The organism is Paenibacillus campinasensis (assembly GCF_002272015.1).
GTDB lineage: Bacteria > Bacillota > Bacilli > Paenibacillales > Paenibacillaceae > Paenibacillus_AQ > Paenibacillus_AQ campinasensis.
Genome location: NZ_NPBY01000076.1, coordinates 1 through 17,380 on the forward strand (window position 1 = coordinate 1; position 17,380 = coordinate 17,380).

The following is a 17,380-nucleotide window of genomic DNA, read 5'->3' on the forward strand; positions in this document are numbered from 1 at the left end:
AACAGGCGGGGCTGGGGGAACGGGCGGAAATATGCTGCATGTTTCGGGGATATACACAGATGCCGGCGGAAAGGATTGACTCATGACCAGTCCTGTCTCCGTCCAGATGGCAGCCGCATTCAGATTCGTCCTCATATCTGGAATCCCTATCCTATTATTCGAAATGACACCCTGGTTTGCCGCGAGTTGAAATTGCAGGATGCTTCTGTAGTATCTGCCTTCCCCCGCTGCCGCTGCTTCCGCTGACCACAGGTCCCCCACGACAAAAGAATGTCATAGCTGTTGGGTTGAAATGATACGGATACAACATCGCTGCTGTTAATATCGACAGGCTGATAGATGACCGGACTGGCGGGCGTTTGGACATAAGCGACCCGGAACGAGGTTAGATCCAGCTCGAAAGTCCCGTCATTTTGAATCGTGTATGGTGATGAACGACGAGGAACACGATCGGTGATGACTACATTTTCAGTAATGGTGTATATTTGTCTGGCGGACGCCACCATTTCATCGCGCAACGCAACCTGCGCGTTGCTAATATCACGCGGAACGATGTAAGCCTGGCCAGAGGAAGCCGTTTGGTCCAAATATTCGGGCAGCCGGACTGCCCCGCCGATCCCAATCGTATTGATCACAATGCCATTCGCACGTGCGGCATCCGCCGCAGCAATCATGAAGCGCTTCGCAGCATTGCTTGCGTACACGTTGCGGCTGGTTAACTCGTAATAATCGATCTGGCGGGTCTGAGGAATTTTTTGATCCGTAGCAAAAATCATAAGTTCGGTCTCAGAGTTATCATACGTCACGGTATCCAGCGACTGGCCCACAATGCTCTGCGGAAAAAATGGATCCGTATATACAGGCTCAAGCGGCACCCCCGAGGCCGACTGGGAATACTGCCATATTCCGTTGACCTTGGCGAAAAAGGGGCTCTGCTCGTAGTAATAATAATTCGCAGCGAAGCCGATCCGCCCGTTGGACCAGTAATACCCATTCAGCGTCACATCATCCAGCATATTGGGAACGGCAGGCACACGTGTGATATTGTCCGCATTTCTTCCGTCAAAGTTATGCCATTCCCCTGCAAAAGGATTGATCGTTAACTGGCCTGCAGTCGCTTCGAAAAATTCCACACTTCTGCTCAAGGCACGCAATTTCAGTCTGACGATTTGCAGCGGTGTAAATGTGGCAGGATCATAATTGTCCGGGTCGATCCCCTCCCGAACCAGGTCTTCACTCGTCACAAGCGCCTGAATCCCGTTATACACAGCGTACAAAAGCGCCCCTTCCTGAACAAGCGAAGCGGCATGGATGTGAGCCGGGATATTCGCTTCATTGTAATAAGCATAGAAAGTAGAAGATGCCGCGCTTTCCCCATCCGTGATGAAGATGATCAGCTTATGGGCATGCTCCGGAACACCCTCCAGCAGCTCGTTTGCGAGCAGCAGCCCCGATTGTGCATTGGTATTGCTGTAGCGGCTGATGTTGTTGACCATGGAAAGAATATCATTCTCATCCTGATAGAAAAATTCCGTTTTATCCGCCACGCTCTGGAAATTGGCGAGTGCGGTTGCTGCTTGTGAAGGGCTGTATGCATTGGCGCCGATATAATAATCCTCGACGGGCGCACCGCCGCCGGCCGGCAGCGTCGAGGGAGCGGGGTTGACCAAGCCGCTGAATTGGCCTTGACCATCGGCTTGGGTGACATGCACACGGGCTCCGTTGCCGAAGGTGACGAGCGCAATATTTTTCTCAATGGCCGCATACTCCTCCGAGAATATGATATCCAGAAATCCTTGTATCGCTTGTGCCGTCACCTGAAAACGAGTGGCCGTGTTGTTGTTAATATCCTGTGTCCCCATGGAAGAGGTAGCATCGACGACAAACACGAGATAAAGAGGTGTGCCTGTTAGGATCGAGCTGCCCTCAGCCGACAACGTTACGGTAAAGGTACAGGGATTATTGGGATTGCTACTCGCTGTTTTTTCAATATTTAGCACGGCATGCAGTCCTCCTTTCTCTGATATTGTCCTTATTTGCCGGTCATTAGGCCTTATAATAGGCATCTTATGTAATAAGACATCTTCACGAGTTGGGTTACCTGCTCATTTTTACCATAAATATACACCCGCCTATGAAACACTCGAAAGAACGCCATCCGAACATGTATCGACTCTACACGTTTAACAAAAAAACCGCCCTTAACGGGCGGCTTATGCGCAATCTTCAAGTCATAACCACTTTCTCAATCTTGCCGCCACCAATCTGCATCCGGTCGATGCAGAGCTGGCGGTGACCCGGCTCGGTGTCGCCGATGATCCGGCGATGGTAGACGATCAGCCATTCGTCGGTATCCGGCAAATGCAGATAACCGTGGTGGCCAGGGCCTTCGGCAAGCGGCTCCTGTCTTTCCAGAATCGTGCCTTTATTCTCGAATGGGCCGAGCGGATTGTCACTTACGCCATAGGCTACACGATATGTTCCGTTCGTCCATCCGCCCATCGACCACATTAAGTAATACAAATCGTCCTTCTTAATCATACAAGGGCCTTCGACATACCCTTCCGGCGTGATCGACCGGAACACCTCGTCGCTGTCCTCCGTGAGCGGAACAAATCCCGTCATATCCTCGTTCATGCGGGCGACATTGCAGTGCCCCCACCCTCCGTAGTACAGATAGATCGTTCCGTCCTCGTCCTTGAACAAATGCGCGTCGATCGGCTGCGCCTTGTGAATGAATCTATCCACCAGCGGTTTGCCCAGATAACCTTTGTACGGCCCTTCCGGACGGTCAGCCACCGCGATCTCCAGCCCGCCGATTTCATCATCGGACTGAATGTCGTTCGACGCAAAGACGAGATAATATTTACCGTTATGCTCGATGTGGGTCGGAGCCCATACAGCCCGCCATATCCACGGAAAATCCGCCATATCGATAATGCCTTCATGCTTCTCCCAGTGAATAAGATCATCTGAGCTGAACGCATCCAGATTCATCTGCTGCGTGTATTCCGTGTATGAGCGGGTCGCATAAATCCAATGCTTCCCCTCATACGTCCGGGCCTCAGGATCTGCATACCAGCCAGGTATGATCGGGTTCTTAATATTCAACTACACGTCCCCTTCCTTTCTTATCCCTTCAGCCCGGTCAACGTAATGCCTTCCAGGAAGTAGCGCTGCCCGACCAGAAATACGATCACGCAAGGAATCACCACCATCGCCGAAGCAGCCATCAGAAGATCCCACTGGGCCGTATACGTGCCCTGGAACATCTGCAGGCCCAGGGCCAGCGTGAACAGCCTGTCGCTCTTCAAATAAATGAGCGGTCCCATGAAATCATTCCAGGAACCCAGGAAGCTGAACAGTGCAACGACAATCAGCGCCGACCGGCTAAGAGGAAAAATAATTTTGCTGTAAATCTGGAAATAGGAAGCACCGTCCACAAAAGCCGCCTCATCGAAATCTCTCGGAATCGTTAAATAGAACTGCCGCAGCAGGAAAATATTAAAGATGCCGCCGCCAAAATAGGCGGGCACTATCAGCGGATAGAACGTATCGTAGAAACCGAGCATTTGCCATCCGAGAAAGCTTGGAATCATCGTCACAGCAAATGGCAGCATCATGCTCGTCATCAAAATGGCGAACACCGTGTCCCGCCCCTTCCAGGAAATCCGCGAAAATCCGAAGGCGGCAATGCTGCTCGTGATGACCGTCCCCACGAGAACGCTTACGACGATGATCATCGTATTGGTGAAAAAGACGTCAAAAGGCAGCGCGGTCAGAGCTCTGTGAAAATTCCCCCACTGAAATGGCTTCGGAATCCATTCGGGCGGCATCGTAAAGATCTGCGATAAATCCATCAGCGAGCTGCGCACCAGCCATACAAAAGGAATAATAAACATAGCCGAAATGACGATAAGAGCCGCGTACCCTCCGGCAAGCGCTAGCTTCGATTGTCTCACGGGCGCTCCCCTCCTTCATAATACACCCAAGACTTGGAGGTTTTAAAGACGATATAAGTAAATATCATAATAATCACGAACAATACCCACGCCAGAGCGGATGCATACCCCATCTCGGTGTCCCTGAACCCGGTTCTCCACAGATAGAATACATAGAACAAGCTTTGGTTATTAGGCCCTCCCTGGGTTAAAATATAAGCCTCATTAAAGACCTGGAATGAGTTGATCAACGTCATGATCGCATTAAAGAACAGCGTTGGCGTAATCATCGGTATCGTAATTTGGCGCAGCTTGCTGAACCAACCTCCGCCGTCCACTTCAATCGCTTCATAGTACGACTGAGGAATGCCGGCAAGACCCGCCAGAAAAATAATAACCGTGCTTCCGATCCCCCACAGCGTTGTCAATACGACCGAAGGAATAACACTGCCCTCCGAGTACAGCCAGTTGCTTGTCGGCAGATTCAACCACTCCAGCATCGAATTCAGCAGCCCCAGATCCGGGTTCATGAGCCACATCCAGATCATCGCTGACGCGACGGCCGGCACAATGCTCGGAAGGTATATAATCGTACGGAAGACCGCTCTTCCCTTCACGTTCATGTTGAGCAATAGCGCGACGGCGAACGAAATGATGATGACCGCCGGCACACGCAGAAGCACAAAATAGAACGTAACTCCTAAAGATTTATAGAACAGATCATCTTCTCCGGAGAACAGCTTTGCATAGTTGGCAAAGCCGACAAACGAAGTTTGATCTTTAAATACATTGTAGTCCGTTAAACTGAGCACTAGGCTGGCGACCATCGGCCCCAAGGTGAATATCAGAAAACCGAGTATGGCCGGTGCCGTGAACAGCAATCCGTACCAGAGTCCCTTGCGCATCTATGCCTCCTATCCCGAATGAGAAGAGGACGGTCTGTGAACAGAATGCCGTCCCCCCCTAATCGTAACTCCCTAAGTCTCTTGGCTGCTTGCCTTACTTGCCTTACTCGCCTTACTTGACGTCCCGGCGTCCCTGCACTTGCTCCTGCGCTTTGGCGGCGATAGAATCCATCGCTTCCTGCGCGGTTTGCTGTCCAAGCCATACTTTATCCAAGGCAGGGTTCACGATATCCATAATCTTGTTGAAGTTCTTCACGTAGCCGGTAGGCGTCTGATGGCCATGGGTCAAAATCACGTCAACGACAGCATCCTTATACCCCGATGGCCGCGCATCCAGATTCTCTGTCCATCTGGCCAACAGTTCCGGCTCAGTGTACCAATCTTTATAAGACGGCATCCAGGTGCCGCTCGTAATCATCTCTAGCGAGGCTTCCGGATCGATCAGCGCTTTCATCAGCTCCCACGCCTCTTGCGGATGCTCGGTGGACTCGAATATCGAGAACATCGCACATACGACCGTGGTCACCGGTTCTTCCAGAACAGGCATCACCCCGACGTTAAAGTTGAATTTGGACTGTGCCAGCCCTGCGCTTGCCCATTGGCCGTCAATGACCATTGCAACCTTCTTCGTTTGCAGCGCTACGTTCGTAGCCGGAATGTTCTTGGCTTGCACCGGCGACGGCGCGACATGATGCACGTTCATCAGATCCGACATTTTCTGAAGCGCATCTACTGCAGCGGGTTCGTTCAGCGTGAAGCGCGTGCCGTCCTCAGACACAAAGTCTCCGCCGTTGGAGTAAATAAAGTTGCTGTATACGCCCCACCAGGTGGAGACACTTACGCCATATTGCTTGATATTCTTCGGATCGAAGTCCGGATCATTGGCTGTCCGGCCTTTCGTATCAATCGTCAGCTTCTTGGCCACTTCTACAAATTCATCCCATGTCCAGGCTTCCGATACCTTGGTTGGCGGAGGGGCAACGCCCGCTTCCTTGAAGATGTCCTCGTTATAGAACAGAACGAAGGACTCCGGCCCTGGCCCGATACCGATCACGTTGCCCGGTTCAAGCGAATACGTAATGTTCGGGACGAAGCTGTCCACGTTGATATCCGGATCATTATCCAGGAACTGTTGCAGATTCAGAAACTTGCCCTGCTCAGCAAGCGGATAGGCAATACTGCCTGATTCCATCATGGCGATATCAGGAACGTCGTTACCGGCAACCATCGTCGTCAGCTTGGTGTCATAGTCAGCGGCGATGTGCTGCAATTCGACCTTTATATGCGGATGTTTCTCTTCAAAACGCTGGATTCCGAACTTGTATGCGTCCACTTCTTCCGGTGCACCCCATACGGTCATGCGCAGCGTAATCTTATCTTTGGAACCGCTTCCGTCCGAATTCGAAGAAGACTGGCTGCTGCCTGAATCGGACCTCACGCAGGCTGACAATACGCTGACAAGCATAAGCATCATAGCGAAGAGAACCACGATCGATTTGTTGGACCTTTTCATTTTGCCGAACCCCTCTCGATTGCTTCTTTTTAGTTCATAGCTGCAGTCTATGATATAGTTTGATTATAGATGGTGGGTAGCGCTTACATAACCCGAAACTCTTTGGAATGGTGGACTAATATTAGGAATGCAGCGGCAGCTTGATCAGGACGCTCGTCCCCTTGCCGGGCATGGAACGGATCGTAATCCCGTACTCCTCGCCATACATGAGCCGGATACGATCAATCGTATTTTTGATCCCCACGGAGGAAGATTCGCTATACATAATCGCGTTGACTGTCTCAGGACTCATTCCCCGGCCATTGTCGGCAATCTCGTAATACCGTAAATCCCCTTCGATCCAGCCGCGAATGCTGATCAGCCCGCCAGTTTCGGTCTGGTCAAAGCCGTGCAGTATAGCATTTTCAACAAAGGGCTGAAACAGCAGCCGAGGCACTTTATAATCGTATAACCGTGGGTCGATCTCATATCTGACGGTGAAACGGTCTTCAAAACGAACAGCCATAATGTAAAAATAGTTGCTCATCCATTCGGTTTCCTCCGACAGCGACACGGCTCCCCAGTGCTTGCGCGACGTGTAGTGCAGCATGTTGGATAGACAAGCAAGCATTCGGCTCAGCTCATCCTGCCTGCTCTCGATGGCCATCCAGTTCATCACGTTCAAGGTGTTGTAGAGGAAGTGGGGATTGATCTGCATCGTAAGCGCCTGAATTTCCGCCTCCTGCTCCTTCAGCTTGATTTCATAATTCTCCGTGACAAGATAGCGGATTTGTTCATTCATGCGATTGAAGCGCTGCAGCAATATGCCGAACTCATCATTCGTGCGCATCGTAATCTGGGTCTGAAAGTCACCCTCCCCTACCGATCGCATGGCGCTCAGCAGCTTCTTCATCGGTTTCGTGATTCGATCCGCGATAAAATAAGCAAACACCATGGCCATAATGCCCATGATGACCGCAATCAGCAGGCTTGACGTCTGGATTACAGGCACGAGGCTGCTGACCAGCGCCGACTCCGGTATCCACACGACCGACAACCAGCCAGTGACGGCAGAACGGTCAAAACAGACAATAACGGCCTCTCCGTTCAGATTGATCCGCAGCGTTCCGCTGTTCTCCAGTTGCAGCTCCTCCAGCCAATCCTGTCTGTACACCGTCGTTACCAGATCCGGATTGCTGCCGGCTACCACCCGATAATGCTCGTCTACAACCAGATAGCTTGAGCTATCAGGAAAGCTCTCTTCATACAAGGCGTTCAGCGCATCCGACTTGAAGCTGATCGTAAGCACCGGGCGCTCCACATCCGCATCCATTTTCTCAAGCGTTGTATCATTCAGATGGGAGAAATCCAGCAGCCGCGTCGCCGAGAATAAATGACGAAACTCCAGCCGGCCATCCTGCAGATAAGGCTGATTGAACATGTCCACGAAATCATAGGTGGGATACCACACAATTTTGCCGCCGGCCTCCTGCGCCTTGCGGTATATGTCCGACTGCGTAGGGTCGCCTTGCGGCAGCCTTTGCCCAAAATTGAAATAGGATGTCCAGAGCTGGTAAGCATAGACATCCTCATTTAAAGAGAAATATTTTCTAAGGACTGACGAGACCTGACGATCCGCTTCGAAAATATCCGCTTGGTTCTTCGGGTCCAATTGATTGAATATTTGAAATAAATCCTTATCCACGAACAGCGCCATGCTGTTCTGCTCGATCATGCCGAGCTTCATGTCCATAATCGCATTGTTCTTCTTCACGATCTCATACACATTCCGCTGCGCTTGCTCCGTAACAACCTGCAGACTTGTTCGGTAATACAAGAGCCCCAGCACAATTAGCGGAATAGCAACCAGGAAAATATAACTTGCCAAAATTCGAGAGCGAAACGTTGTCATCGCTTGCTGTTCCTTTCCGGTAGAGATGTATGCTTATACGCTTCTGGCGATATGCCGTAATATTTCTTGAATACTCGGCAGAAGTATTTCGTATCCTGGTAGCCGCATTCCGCGGAGATATCGTAGATTCGAAGACGGTGGTCAGCAAGCAGCTCCTTGGCGCGCCTCATCCGGACGGCCGTGACATGCTCGGAGAAGGTGCGTCCTGTCTTATTTTTAATGAAGGTGCTGAAATACGACGGATTAAAGAAAAAATGCGCAGCCGCCCGCTCAAGCGTCAGCTCCTCCTTCATGTTGTCTTCTATCCATCGCAAGCAGTTGGCCACAACAATTTCGTGTTTGTCCTGCTGGGTCTGCGCAAGCGTGCTATGCGCTTCCTGGAGGCTCGCTTCGAGCAGCTCAAGCAGCTTCGCATACGAATCGCACTCCTGCACGAGCACGGCTGCCCCTTGCGCAAGCTGGCCGCTCACCTGCCGCTCACCCAGCTCGCGGAGGGTGCTTTTCATGCTCATCAGCAGCAGCAAGGCTTGCTCCTTCATTAGCGCCGGTGCGGCGTATCCATCATCGGCCAGCTGCTCGAAAGCGCTTTTACATTGATCCACCACAATCTGGATCTCTTGGCTCAGCAGCGCCTGAACGAGCTTATCCGTGTCGATCGGTACAGGGCGATGGGAAGAGCGGAGTTCATCATAAAAAAACACCCCCTCCCAGCGTTCGAAGAAGTTTTGCTCGTTGGCCTTTTGAGCTGCCCGATATGCCTGCGGGGCCCCGATAGCCAGCTGCTCGCAATATGGGCCAATCCCGTGTACAAGCCGGCCCGCCGCCGACATTTCCCTGGAAAGGGAATCGGCTAGCTGGCATATCTGTTGCTTCGCCTCCCGTGTAACCGGAGCCGTACTTACGACCGTTATCGCATGCATCCGGCGGTCCTGAATCCCGTTGTGGAGAACCGTCATCGCTTCCCCAAGCCGGGACCAGCTTTGCTCCAGACATTGGGCGAAGGCCAACCCGCTTGTTGTCTCTACATCCTTCCCTTCGTTGTTCAGTTCGGAATAAATAATGAGCCCCCCGCCCTGCAGCCACGCCTCCTTATCCATCTCTGCTTGCTCGGAGGGAGTCAGACTCCCGTTCAGCCAGGACAGGTACAGGCGGCTTCGGTATGCGGAAGAGGCGCGCACGAGCTGGTGCTTCATCTCTTCCTTTACCTTGCGCTGATGCGATTCACTGTTCAATTGAAGCTCAATCCGGTCTAGCAAATGCTTGACGTTCTCGATCCCGACCGGCTTCAGTAAATAATCGTAAGCGCCATGGCGAACCGCCGTCTGCGCATATTCGAACAGATTGTAAGCGGATACCATAATGACTTTGGTTGAAATGCCCTCTTCTTTCAGCTGCTCCAGGAATGCTAAACCGTCCATGCGGGGCATCCGGATATCCGTCAGCACCGCATCCGGGCAATCTGCCCGGATCTGCTCCAGCGCAGCGATCCCGTCCTTCGCGGCCATAACCTGGGCATTCGGTCGTAATTCACGAATCAGCCCAACCATACCCCGAAGATGTCTTGGCTCATCATCGACTACTATTATTTTCACTCGCCCACCCCCTGTTCACTTCTGCCTAACCACGACGAGGATTGTCCAGAGCCAATGGCCCATTTGACTTTCATTATATTATACGATCCCCGCTGATCAACAGGGCGCTTGTTTTGGATAGGTGGACTATTTTTAGATTTCATAAATCAAAAACCGAACCAGGCAAGAGGGAGGCCTCCGCCGGGTCCGGCTATGATGGGAAAGATGTGGATTGCTTTTATCTGACAACAGGTGGTTTACCCACTGTTACCTGAATTATCGTACAAATGTATTTTTGACTCGGACTGACTTCAGGAAATATGGAATCCAGATCAAGCTGGTAAATCCCGCTCTGATTAAAGCTTGAACAGTACTTCCATCTTCCGCTTCTCTGGCTAATGGGATCTGCATGACGAGAATATAGTCAAAGATGCCCAATAACAGGCTTCCTCCATAGAAAATGATCATGAGCTTGGGCACGATCGCTTTTCTGGCATAAAAGTCTATGAGAATAAAAACGCAAAAGGCACTGAGAATGATGCCATATGCTGTTTCATAAACGATAACAGGCCCCCACAAGTAATGATAATACTCGGATTCCTTGGAGGTAATCATATTCCATGTTTCAGGGCTGAATACAGGCATAGTCACCACCAATTCATATAATGCGATTATCAGTGTGGCATAGAGCCCGATCTGGACTAGAATAAGCCAGCCCCCGAGTCCTGATACCCCTGATCTTCCAGTCCCCGGTTGATTTCCTTGAAGCTTTGTTTCCAACAGGCAGCACTCCTTAAACGTCAATTTGTTCGATTTATACACTTTCAGTTATGTACTCATTTCTTATTTCGGTTGCTGCGCCCATTTTCGTTATCTTTCTCTAACTCTTCTTCTATTTCTTGGTTGGTGTTAGACATCCATTCTGAATCCTGATGTAACCTTCGATACGCTTGGATCCCTAGATCGGTCCTTTCCTCTTCACTCAGCAGTCCCAGCTTGCCTTTGATTTGCTTGATATCCTCACTCATTTGCCTGGTTTTTAGATATGTGCTAAAGACCAGTCCGAATAAAATAATGAAAAAGACAGGGATACTATAAGGCATTAAAAAAAAGGACAGTACAACAATCAATGTAGCGATTAACATCCCGGCGATCATTTGATTCTCTCCCTTGTCATTTCTGTTCATGTCATCACGCAAGCAGCGGATAACGTCAATATAGGCCTGATGCTGGAGAGCCTTCTCCCTCCCGCATACACGACGTGGCCCGCCTCAGATCGTTCTGATCTGCCACCCCCTATCCTCACAACGCCAATTAATTTCAAATCTGAAATCATATCACCATGCGCTGATAATTTCCCAGAGACATGAATATGAAGTTATGTACAGCATGAACGCAAATGAACCGATCAATGTCATGAAGGCGATAAACACATCTTCCAGTCCGTGGTGGCTACTTCGCCGATTTCAAACAAATCGTTCGTCAGGCTGGACAGTAAATGCCCTGTCTTATGGATGATGATAATCAGATCATTATCATATAGCAATAGGATATTTGCCATTCACACCACAAATGACTGCTGACTTCCTTCGACATTTGCTGAATTGTGTTCGTCTACTTGCCAATTCGGTTTCAGCAAATGCCCCTAATCTTCCGGTCTGATCAAGAAGAAAGACCGCGTCAATGGTATTCGATAACGACAATAATTCTTCTAGTTGACATTGGAGTTAACTCCAATGTTATTGTGAATGTATGGAAAAACAATATTCAATAACTGAGGTTTCACGGATGCTTGGTATTCCGAAGGATACGCTCCGGTATTATGACCGTATTGGAGTCGTATCGCCGTCCCGGGGACACAATTCTTATCGCAGGTATTCTAGGGACGACATCGTCGATTTGATGAATATTCAAATCATGCAGTATGCGGACTTTTCTCTCGAAGAAATCAAGGGGAAGTTTCAGTTTCACAGAATGCAGAGTGTTGATCCTGCTTATTTCCAGGAGGTCACTGAATTCCTTGATGCCAAGAAAGCAGAAACACGCAAGAAAATCACACATCTTGAAAAGGTCAGTCAGTTGCTCGACGTAGCAGTTAAAACGCTAAGGGACTTTAATCCTGAAAGTGACCAGCGGCTGGCAATGTTCGCTCGGGAGATTTACCGGGATCTTCACAAGAAGGAGCCTGAAATAACTAAGGAGGATTGTGATGGACATCAGATTTAAGAATTATTACTGTTTGATTGCCGGCGTTCTTGCAATACTTTTTGCTGTTACGCACGCATGGAACGGGCATTCCGCTGTATTGCCAACGCTCCTAGTGAATGATATCGCCTTGGATACACGGATAACATTTACGTATGTCTGGCACATTATCACCGCTGAGAATCTGGTTTTCGGCATAGTATTCATTATCCTGTCATTTCAAAGCGAGAAATCTAAGATCCGGTTTGCTGCGTGGATGATCGTGTCACTTCTGCTCATTCGTCTAGTGGTCATTCTCGGTGTAACCGCGTCTTATGATGTGTCGGCACTTACGAATACGTTAATCGATTCGATTGCCATCTTAATCTATTCCGTGTTCATTATACTTGGCACAAGAATAAAGAAAGAGAGTAAGGAGGTCAATCTAACGGGATACTAGTTCAGAAAAAACCGCCTAATGTGGCGGTTTTTCCTTTAGTTGCAAATCAACAATCAAGTCGTGCACCTAGCACGATCTCAACCAGCCGCACGGTGTGGGATGAATGGATGTTTCCCGGCAATCATTTCTTCGACTTTTCCTCCGGGACCGAAGCGGTTTGTCCGCCGATCCGTGAACACATTGTTAGCTGGTGTCGACCCTTCTATCGATGATCATGCTTAATTATCCTTAATTTCATTCACATATATTCTTTAATAAGCTGACGGAGTGCGCTCTTCACATCTCCTTGAAATAGTCCCCCATGATAACAAACAATTCGCGCAATATCATAAGTTAACAATCGTTGAACAGATCTAACTGCTTCATCTAGATCCCATACATATTGGGGATTAGCAATATTCAGTTTTCCATCTTCGATTACGATGGCATCTCCAGCAATAAGTGTTTTGTTAGCAGGTAGATACAAAGATATATGCCCTTCTGTATGACCTGGCGTATGTATAACCTTAATGCCTCCACACCAAGGTAAATATTCATTAGTATGTAACTTTCGATCAACATGAACGGGTTCGACTGACCGGAGGAAGTGAATAAAATGTTCAGCATTTCGTTTTTCTTCTCCTGTCATTTCGTGAAGACTTGACTCTGCTTGTACTAACCTCAACGGTTTTTTAGTGCCGTTAATGTACTGAATTTCCGCGTCAAATGCACTAATCTCAATGTGTGGGTATTTTCTTATTAGTGCTGCAGCCGAACCGACATGATCCACATCATGATGTGTCAGAATCAATTTGGTAATCGTATCAAATGTGATATTATTCTGTGTAACAGCTTCTTCAAGAAAATGCAAAAAGTCAGGATACCCGCAATCAACAAGAATTACGTCCGATTCATCATGAATAATGATAGGCCACAATGTTTGTTCTTGACCATTAAATTTAAATTGAATATCTAGTAGACGATAATTATACATATGTTCTCTCCTCTATCACATACATCGAGTGCGTTGTGCCTGCCAGTCTTATTCTATCTTTACTCTCCCTTTAACGCTGCTGGTAATTGAAAAAGTCCATTCGCTAGTGGCTTGAAATCATACGTATTTATTACTGCCTCTAAATTGAGGACTCCATAGATGTGAGGATAAAGTTCATTCAAGTTATAAAGATCTTCCCATATCACTTTTGCGTTCACCTTATCTTCATCAATCAGAAGGAGCAGCAAATTGCCTTGTCCTTGATATAAGTTGTTCGCCACCTTTAATACCTGTTCCGGTGAAGAACAGTGAATAAACCCTTCACTGGCTATACTATCATGATCATAATGCCCTTTGTCTTTTGCTTCTTTCCATTTCTCTTGTGTTGTGATATGCAGTATTTTCATATGGTTTTCCCCTTTACCAATGATAATCCGTGTCTTTAGCCCAAAGGCAGCCTGACTGTAAAAATTGAACCTCGATGAAGCTCGCTTTCTACCTCAATCGATCCTTCACACAAATCGACGATGCGCTTTACAAGTGTTAGTCCGAGACCGTTCCCCGCCGTTGTCTCAACGTGCCAAGTGACTCGCCCATGCGAACCTTCTTGCCCGGAATCAAATCTCCGCGAAGAGTAAATGTGTGATCCTCGGTGAGAAGCACCACGGTGGAGCCGAATTCGAAATAAGCCAGTTCCTGGCCTTTCTCGACATCCTTATTCAGCGGCTCCACGTATTTGATGCTGCTGACGTTCATAGCGCCTACCTTGATGACGGCGATCTCGCCGCCGGAATGGCGGATATAGGTTGTCAGTCGCTCATTGCGGCTCAGCACCCGCTTCGCGTGTCGAAGACCAAACTCGTTCACCGGGTAAACCTTGCCTTGGATGTGCACACGCTCGACGATCGTGCCGTCGACAGGGATATGAATCCGGTGATAGTCAGTCGGACTCAAATAAAGAACGAGATAGAAGCCCCCGGTATATTGGGCTGCCCGGGGAGAACAGCCCAGCAATTCTTCGATGGCGTAGTCCTGCCCCTTGATGTTAAATATCATGCCTGATTTCACCGGGCCCGCGCCCATAATCAGTGCGTCTACGGGACTGACAAGCGCAGCGGGATCGTTGTCGATAAGGCGCGCTCCGGGCTTTAGCCGCCGCGTAAAAAAATCGTTCAGGGAGCGGTATTCGTCAATCGGCTTCTCCGCTTCCTGAATCTGGATTCCATATATTCGAGCGAATGAAGGTATAAACCCCCGACTGATCCTAGACTGAGCCAGCTTCCCCGTTATACGGGAAATCCATTTGCGCGAACCGAGCTCGGTCATGGATCGCATCAGCCATCTCATCATAAAGGTTGCTCCCCGTCCTTCCTGCATTGATTCCACCCGCTGATAAGCAGTTTGGCAGCAACAGCTGAGCGTTTGGAGATCTGATCCTTTGTCAAATTCAACTGAGAGAAATAACCTTGATAAAACATATCTGCGAATCCCTGAACGAGAGCGAGCAGCGCTTCCATAAGCTCGAGCAATTCATTCCATGTTGCTTCAGGTGCGGCTTCCTGCGTTATTGTAAAAAGAAAATTGATCATCTCGCGACTTTGTTCATGGAATGCGGGTAGCCGAGATTCTCTGGCTGCAGAAAACAATTGAAAACTGACATTATGGTCAAGTGCATATTGGACATAGGCGCCAGCTACAGAAGCCACACGCTCAATTGGATCATTACCTGCTTCGGTTGCGGCAGTCCGCATTCTCGACGTGAGTTCCGTAAGAAAAACGATGCCGGTTTCCGCAAGCAAACTTTCTCGATTGGGAAAATGACGATAGGGAGCGCTGATCGCAACTCCTGCTTTTTTGGCGACCTTGGCCACGGAAAAACCTTGAATGCCGTGTTCAGCAATCATTTCAAGGGAGGTTCGAATTAGCGTTTCCTTTAAGTTTCCATGATGATAATTTCGCTTGTCACTCTGCATGTTTACATCCCCTTTTTTCATCATTATATCACAACAACAAATAATGTGATAGACGTATCACATTCGTTGTGTTATTATGTGATAGGTATATCACATTAAAGACGAGGAGTTGGTTGAATTGACAGTTACATTAATTACAGGTGGAAACAAAGGTCTGGGCTTCGAAACCGCGCGACGATTGATCGCATATGGTCACATTGTGTATATTGGTGCTCGCAGTGTAGAACGCGGCAAAGAATCGGCTGACAAGCTTGGCGCAAAGTTTGTACGGCTTGATGTGACCGATCATGCATCTATACATGAAGCAGTTGCCGAAATTAAACAAAATGAAGGACACTTGGATGTCCTTATCAATAATGCGGGAATAACAAGGGGACTCCTAGGCGCTGATGATGTGACTGCAGATGACTTCCGCACCGTTTATGACACCAATGTCTTCGGTATTGTTCGTGTGACACAAGCCTTTCTTCCTCTGCTGCACAAGTCGACGATGCCTGTTATCGTTAATGTCAGCAGTGGATTAGGTTCCTTTGCTCGTGTGACGAATCCTGAAAAAATTGAATCCCGAGTAAACGATTTGATTTACTCTTCATCCAAAGCGGCAGTCACGATGCTGACTGTGCAATATGCCAAGGCTTTGCCCGAATTCCGTATTAATGCCGCAGATCCCGGCCCGACAGCAACCGACCTTAATGGACATCGCGGCTTCCAAACCGTCAGTGAGGGTACAGATGTCATTGTGAAGCTTGCAACTCTTGACGACAATGGACCTACGGGTACTTTTATGGATCGGAGTGGGATAGTTCCTTGGTAAATCATCATCCGATATGTATAGAAAAGGTGCCATGTATTTCGTATTAGGAGAGGAGACTATGTTGTGAGTAGCTTTATTGCGGCAATGCTCCTGATGCTCTTTATCCCGGCGTTCGGTAGAAGGCCGGACAGAGAAACGCAATTACGCATAAAAGGATCTGTTCATTATAAAAATAACAAGTTTGTGAATGATATCCCTACTTCAACCAGAATGTCTATGCTCAACCAACTATCGGTTCTTTGGGATTTTGCTCGCGGAAAGCCTGCCGATGGCAGGCCTTCCTCGCCAATTGAGCTGGTTATGACGGATATCGAGAATACGAAACCATTGTCTGATTTCAATCAGGCCATCTGGTTCGGTCATTCCAGTGTACTCATTGATTTAGACGGCGAACGCTTACTATTCGACCCGATGTTTGGACGGTCTCCATTCCCTTTTCCTAAGCTGGGAAGCAAACGATTTAACGACAACCTGCCGATTGATGTTAAAAATATGCCTGCCATTGATGCAGTATTTCTTTCCCATGATCACTATGATCACCTGGATTATTATTCAATACAACATTTAAAAGATAAGGTTGGTCATTTTTTTGTCCCGCTGGGAGTTGCGGGCCATCTTGAACGCTGGGGTGTCCCTCGCTCAAACATCACCCAGATGGACTGGTGGGAGGAACTAGAGTGGGAAGGGTTAAAGATCGTCTGCACGCCTGCACGTCACGTGTCGGGGCGAAGCTTCTTGCATAAAAATCGAACCTTGTGGTGTTCATGGTCAATCATCGGGTTATCGGGAAGCGTGTGTTTTAGCGGGGACAGCGGGTATGGCCCTCACTTTCGTCAAATCGGGGAAAAATACGGACCCTTTCAACTTACTCTTGTGGAGTGTGGACAATATGACGAACGTTGGCCGGATCTCCATATGTATCCAGAAGAATCAGTACAAGCCCATATGGACTTAAGAGGTGAATTAATGCTTCCGATTCATTGGGCTGCCTTTCAATTAGCACCCCACGGGTGGCTTGATCCAATCCATCGTGTAATGATTGCGGCTAAAAAACAATCGATCACAATTACAGTTCCTCGTATGGGGGAATCTGTATCGCTACAAGGAGACAACTATCCCGTTAATGAATGGTGGAGTCAATAAATACGTATCACG

Annotated in this window: 18 protein-coding genes; 4 read left to right on the forward strand and 14 right to left on the reverse strand. The window is 48.7% G+C overall.

What is annotated here, in order from left to right; all coding sequences use genetic code 11:
* Positions 1 to 146: 146 nt before the first annotated feature.
* The 9 genes from CHH67_RS21520 to CHH67_RS21560 form a co-directional block, all read right to left on the reverse strand.
* A complete protein-coding gene (locus CHH67_RS21520) occupies positions 147 to 2,000 on the reverse strand; it encodes a vWA domain-containing protein (protein WP_095267436.1) in 1,854 nt (617 codons plus the stop codon).
* A gap of 226 nt (positions 2,001 to 2,226) precedes the next feature.
* Positions 2,227 to 3,111 (reverse strand): glycoside hydrolase family 43 protein, encoded by an 885-nt coding sequence (locus tag CHH67_RS21525; RefSeq protein ID WP_095267437.1) that lies wholly within the window; start codon positions 3,109 to 3,111, stop codon positions 2,227 to 2,229.
* A gap of 20 nt (positions 3,112 to 3,131) precedes the next feature.
* Positions 3,132 to 3,902 (reverse strand): carbohydrate ABC transporter permease, encoded by a 771-nt coding sequence (locus tag CHH67_RS21530; RefSeq protein WP_095267478.1) that lies wholly within the window; start codon positions 3,900 to 3,902, stop codon positions 3,132 to 3,134.
* Positions 3,903 to 3,958: 56 nt separating this feature from the next.
* Positions 3,959 to 4,846, reverse strand: coding sequence for a carbohydrate ABC transporter permease (locus CHH67_RS21535; RefSeq protein WP_095267438.1), 888 nt, complete (start codon positions 4,844 to 4,846; stop codon positions 3,959 to 3,961).
* Between the two features lie 112 nt (positions 4,847 to 4,958).
* The gene (locus CHH67_RS21540; protein WP_095267439.1) at positions 4,959 to 6,359 is read right to left on the reverse strand and encodes an ABC transporter substrate-binding protein; all 1,401 of its coding nucleotides are present in this window, start codon (positions 6,357 to 6,359) and stop codon (positions 4,959 to 4,961) included.
* Positions 6,360 to 6,480: 121 nt separating this feature from the next.
* A complete protein-coding gene (locus tag CHH67_RS21545; RefSeq protein ID WP_244908290.1) occupies positions 6,481 to 8,226 on the reverse strand; it encodes a cache domain-containing sensor histidine kinase in 1,746 nt (581 codons plus the stop codon).
* A 20-nt stretch (positions 8,227 to 8,246) separates the two neighbouring features.
* Positions 8,247 to 9,842 (reverse strand): response regulator transcription factor, encoded by a 1,596-nt coding sequence (locus CHH67_RS21550; protein ID WP_095267441.1) that lies wholly within the window; start codon positions 9,840 to 9,842, stop codon positions 8,247 to 8,249.
* A 255-nt stretch (positions 9,843 to 10,097) separates the two neighbouring features.
* On the reverse strand, positions 10,098 to 10,601 hold the full coding sequence (locus CHH67_RS21555) for a DUF2569 domain-containing protein (protein ID WP_176475588.1): 504 nt from the start codon (positions 10,599 to 10,601) through the stop codon (positions 10,098 to 10,100).
* 56 nt (positions 10,602 to 10,657) lie between these two features.
* The gene (locus CHH67_RS21560; RefSeq protein ID WP_095267443.1) at positions 10,658 to 10,978 is read right to left on the reverse strand and encodes a hypothetical protein; all 321 of its coding nucleotides are present in this window, start codon (positions 10,976 to 10,978) and stop codon (positions 10,658 to 10,660) included.
* Positions 10,979 to 11,573: 595 nt separating this feature from the next.
* Here CHH67_RS21560 and CHH67_RS21565 point away from each other — a divergent pair.
* Both CHH67_RS21565 and CHH67_RS21570 read left to right on the forward strand, forming a co-directional pair.
* Positions 11,574 to 12,047 (forward strand): MerR family transcriptional regulator, encoded by a 474-nt coding sequence (locus CHH67_RS21565; protein ID WP_095267444.1) that lies wholly within the window; start codon positions 11,574 to 11,576, stop codon positions 12,045 to 12,047.
* Positions 12,031 to 12,465, forward strand: coding sequence for a hypothetical protein (locus CHH67_RS21570; RefSeq protein ID WP_155618385.1), 435 nt, complete (start codon positions 12,031 to 12,033; stop codon positions 12,463 to 12,465). Before CHH67_RS21565 ends, CHH67_RS21570 begins: the two co-directional genes overlap by 17 nt.
* A 238-nt stretch (positions 12,466 to 12,703) precedes the next feature.
* On the opposite strand, the gene CHH67_RS21575 is transcribed toward CHH67_RS21570, so the two are convergent.
* The 5 genes from CHH67_RS21575 to CHH67_RS21595 are packed head-to-tail and all read right to left on the reverse strand — an operon-like array spanning position 12,704 to position 15,411.
* A complete protein-coding gene (locus tag CHH67_RS21575; RefSeq protein WP_095267445.1) occupies positions 12,704 to 13,438 on the reverse strand; it encodes an MBL fold metallo-hydrolase in 735 nt (244 codons plus the stop codon).
* A 59-nt stretch (positions 13,439 to 13,497) separates the two neighbouring features.
* Entirely contained in the window at positions 13,498 to 13,845 is a 348-nt protein-coding gene (locus CHH67_RS21580; protein ID WP_095267446.1) for a DUF952 domain-containing protein, read from the reverse strand.
* Between the two features lie 35 nt (positions 13,846 to 13,880).
* Entirely contained in the window at positions 13,881 to 13,958 is a 78-nt protein-coding gene (locus CHH67_RS27235) for a hypothetical protein (RefSeq protein WP_413773624.1), read from the reverse strand.
* Positions 13,959 to 13,981: 23 nt separating this feature from the next.
* Positions 13,982 to 14,788 carry an archaetidylserine decarboxylase gene (gene asd, locus CHH67_RS21590; protein WP_176475586.1) on the reverse strand — a complete coding sequence of 269 codons (807 nt, stop codon included), beginning with the start codon at positions 14,786 to 14,788 and terminating at the stop codon, positions 13,982 to 13,984.
* Positions 14,785 to 15,411, reverse strand: coding sequence for a TetR/AcrR family transcriptional regulator (locus tag CHH67_RS21595; protein ID WP_095267447.1), 627 nt, complete (start codon positions 15,409 to 15,411; stop codon positions 14,785 to 14,787). Before CHH67_RS21595 ends, asd begins: the two co-directional genes overlap by 4 nt.
* Before the next feature lie 118 nt (positions 15,412 to 15,529).
* On the opposite strand from CHH67_RS21595, the gene CHH67_RS21600 reads away from it, so the two are divergent.
* A complete protein-coding gene (locus tag CHH67_RS21600; RefSeq protein ID WP_095267448.1) occupies positions 15,530 to 16,225 on the forward strand; it encodes an SDR family oxidoreductase in 696 nt (231 codons plus the stop codon).
* A gap of 63 nt (positions 16,226 to 16,288) precedes the next feature.
* Positions 16,289 to 17,368, forward strand: a complete 1,080-nt coding sequence (locus CHH67_RS21605; RefSeq protein WP_095267449.1) for an MBL fold metallo-hydrolase — start codon at positions 16,289 to 16,291, stop codon at positions 17,366 to 17,368.
* Positions 17,369 to 17,380 lie beyond the last annotated feature (12 nt).

Excerpts from the sequence above, each read along its gene's own strand:
- CHH67_RS21530 (WP_095267478.1), bottom strand. The coding sequence starts at position 3,902 with ATGTTTATTATTCCTTTTGTATGGCTGGTGCGCAGCTCGCTGATGGAT.
- CHH67_RS21535 (WP_095267438.1), bottom strand. The coding sequence starts at position 4,846 with ATGCGCAAGGGACTCTGGTACGGATTGCTGTTCACGGCACCGGCCATA.
- CHH67_RS21540 (WP_095267439.1), bottom strand. The coding sequence starts at position 6,359 with ATGAAAAGGTCCAACAAATCGATCGTGGTTCTCTTCGCTATGATGCTT.
- CHH67_RS21560 (WP_095267443.1), bottom strand. The coding sequence starts at position 10,978 with ATGATCGCCGGGATGTTAATCGCTACATTGATTGTTGTACTGTCCTTT.
- CHH67_RS21565 (WP_095267444.1), top strand. The coding sequence starts at position 11,574 with ATGGAAAAACAATATTCAATAACTGAGGTTTCACGGATGCTTGGTATT.
- CHH67_RS21570 (WP_155618385.1), top strand. The coding sequence starts at position 12,031 with ATGGACATCAGATTTAAGAATTATTACTGTTTGATTGCCGGCGTTCTT.
- CHH67_RS21575 (WP_095267445.1), bottom strand. The coding sequence starts at position 13,438 with ATGTATAATTATCGTCTACTAGATATTCAATTTAAATTTAATGGTCAA.
- CHH67_RS21580 (WP_095267446.1), bottom strand. The coding sequence starts at position 13,845 with ATGAAAATACTGCATATCACAACACAAGAGAAATGGAAAGAAGCAAAA.
- asd (WP_176475586.1), bottom strand. The coding sequence starts at position 14,788 with ATGATGAGATGGCTGATGCGATCCATGACCGAGCTCGGTTCGCGCAAA.
- CHH67_RS21595 (WP_095267447.1), bottom strand. The coding sequence starts at position 15,411 with ATGCAGAGTGACAAGCGAAATTATCATCATGGAAACTTAAAGGAAACG.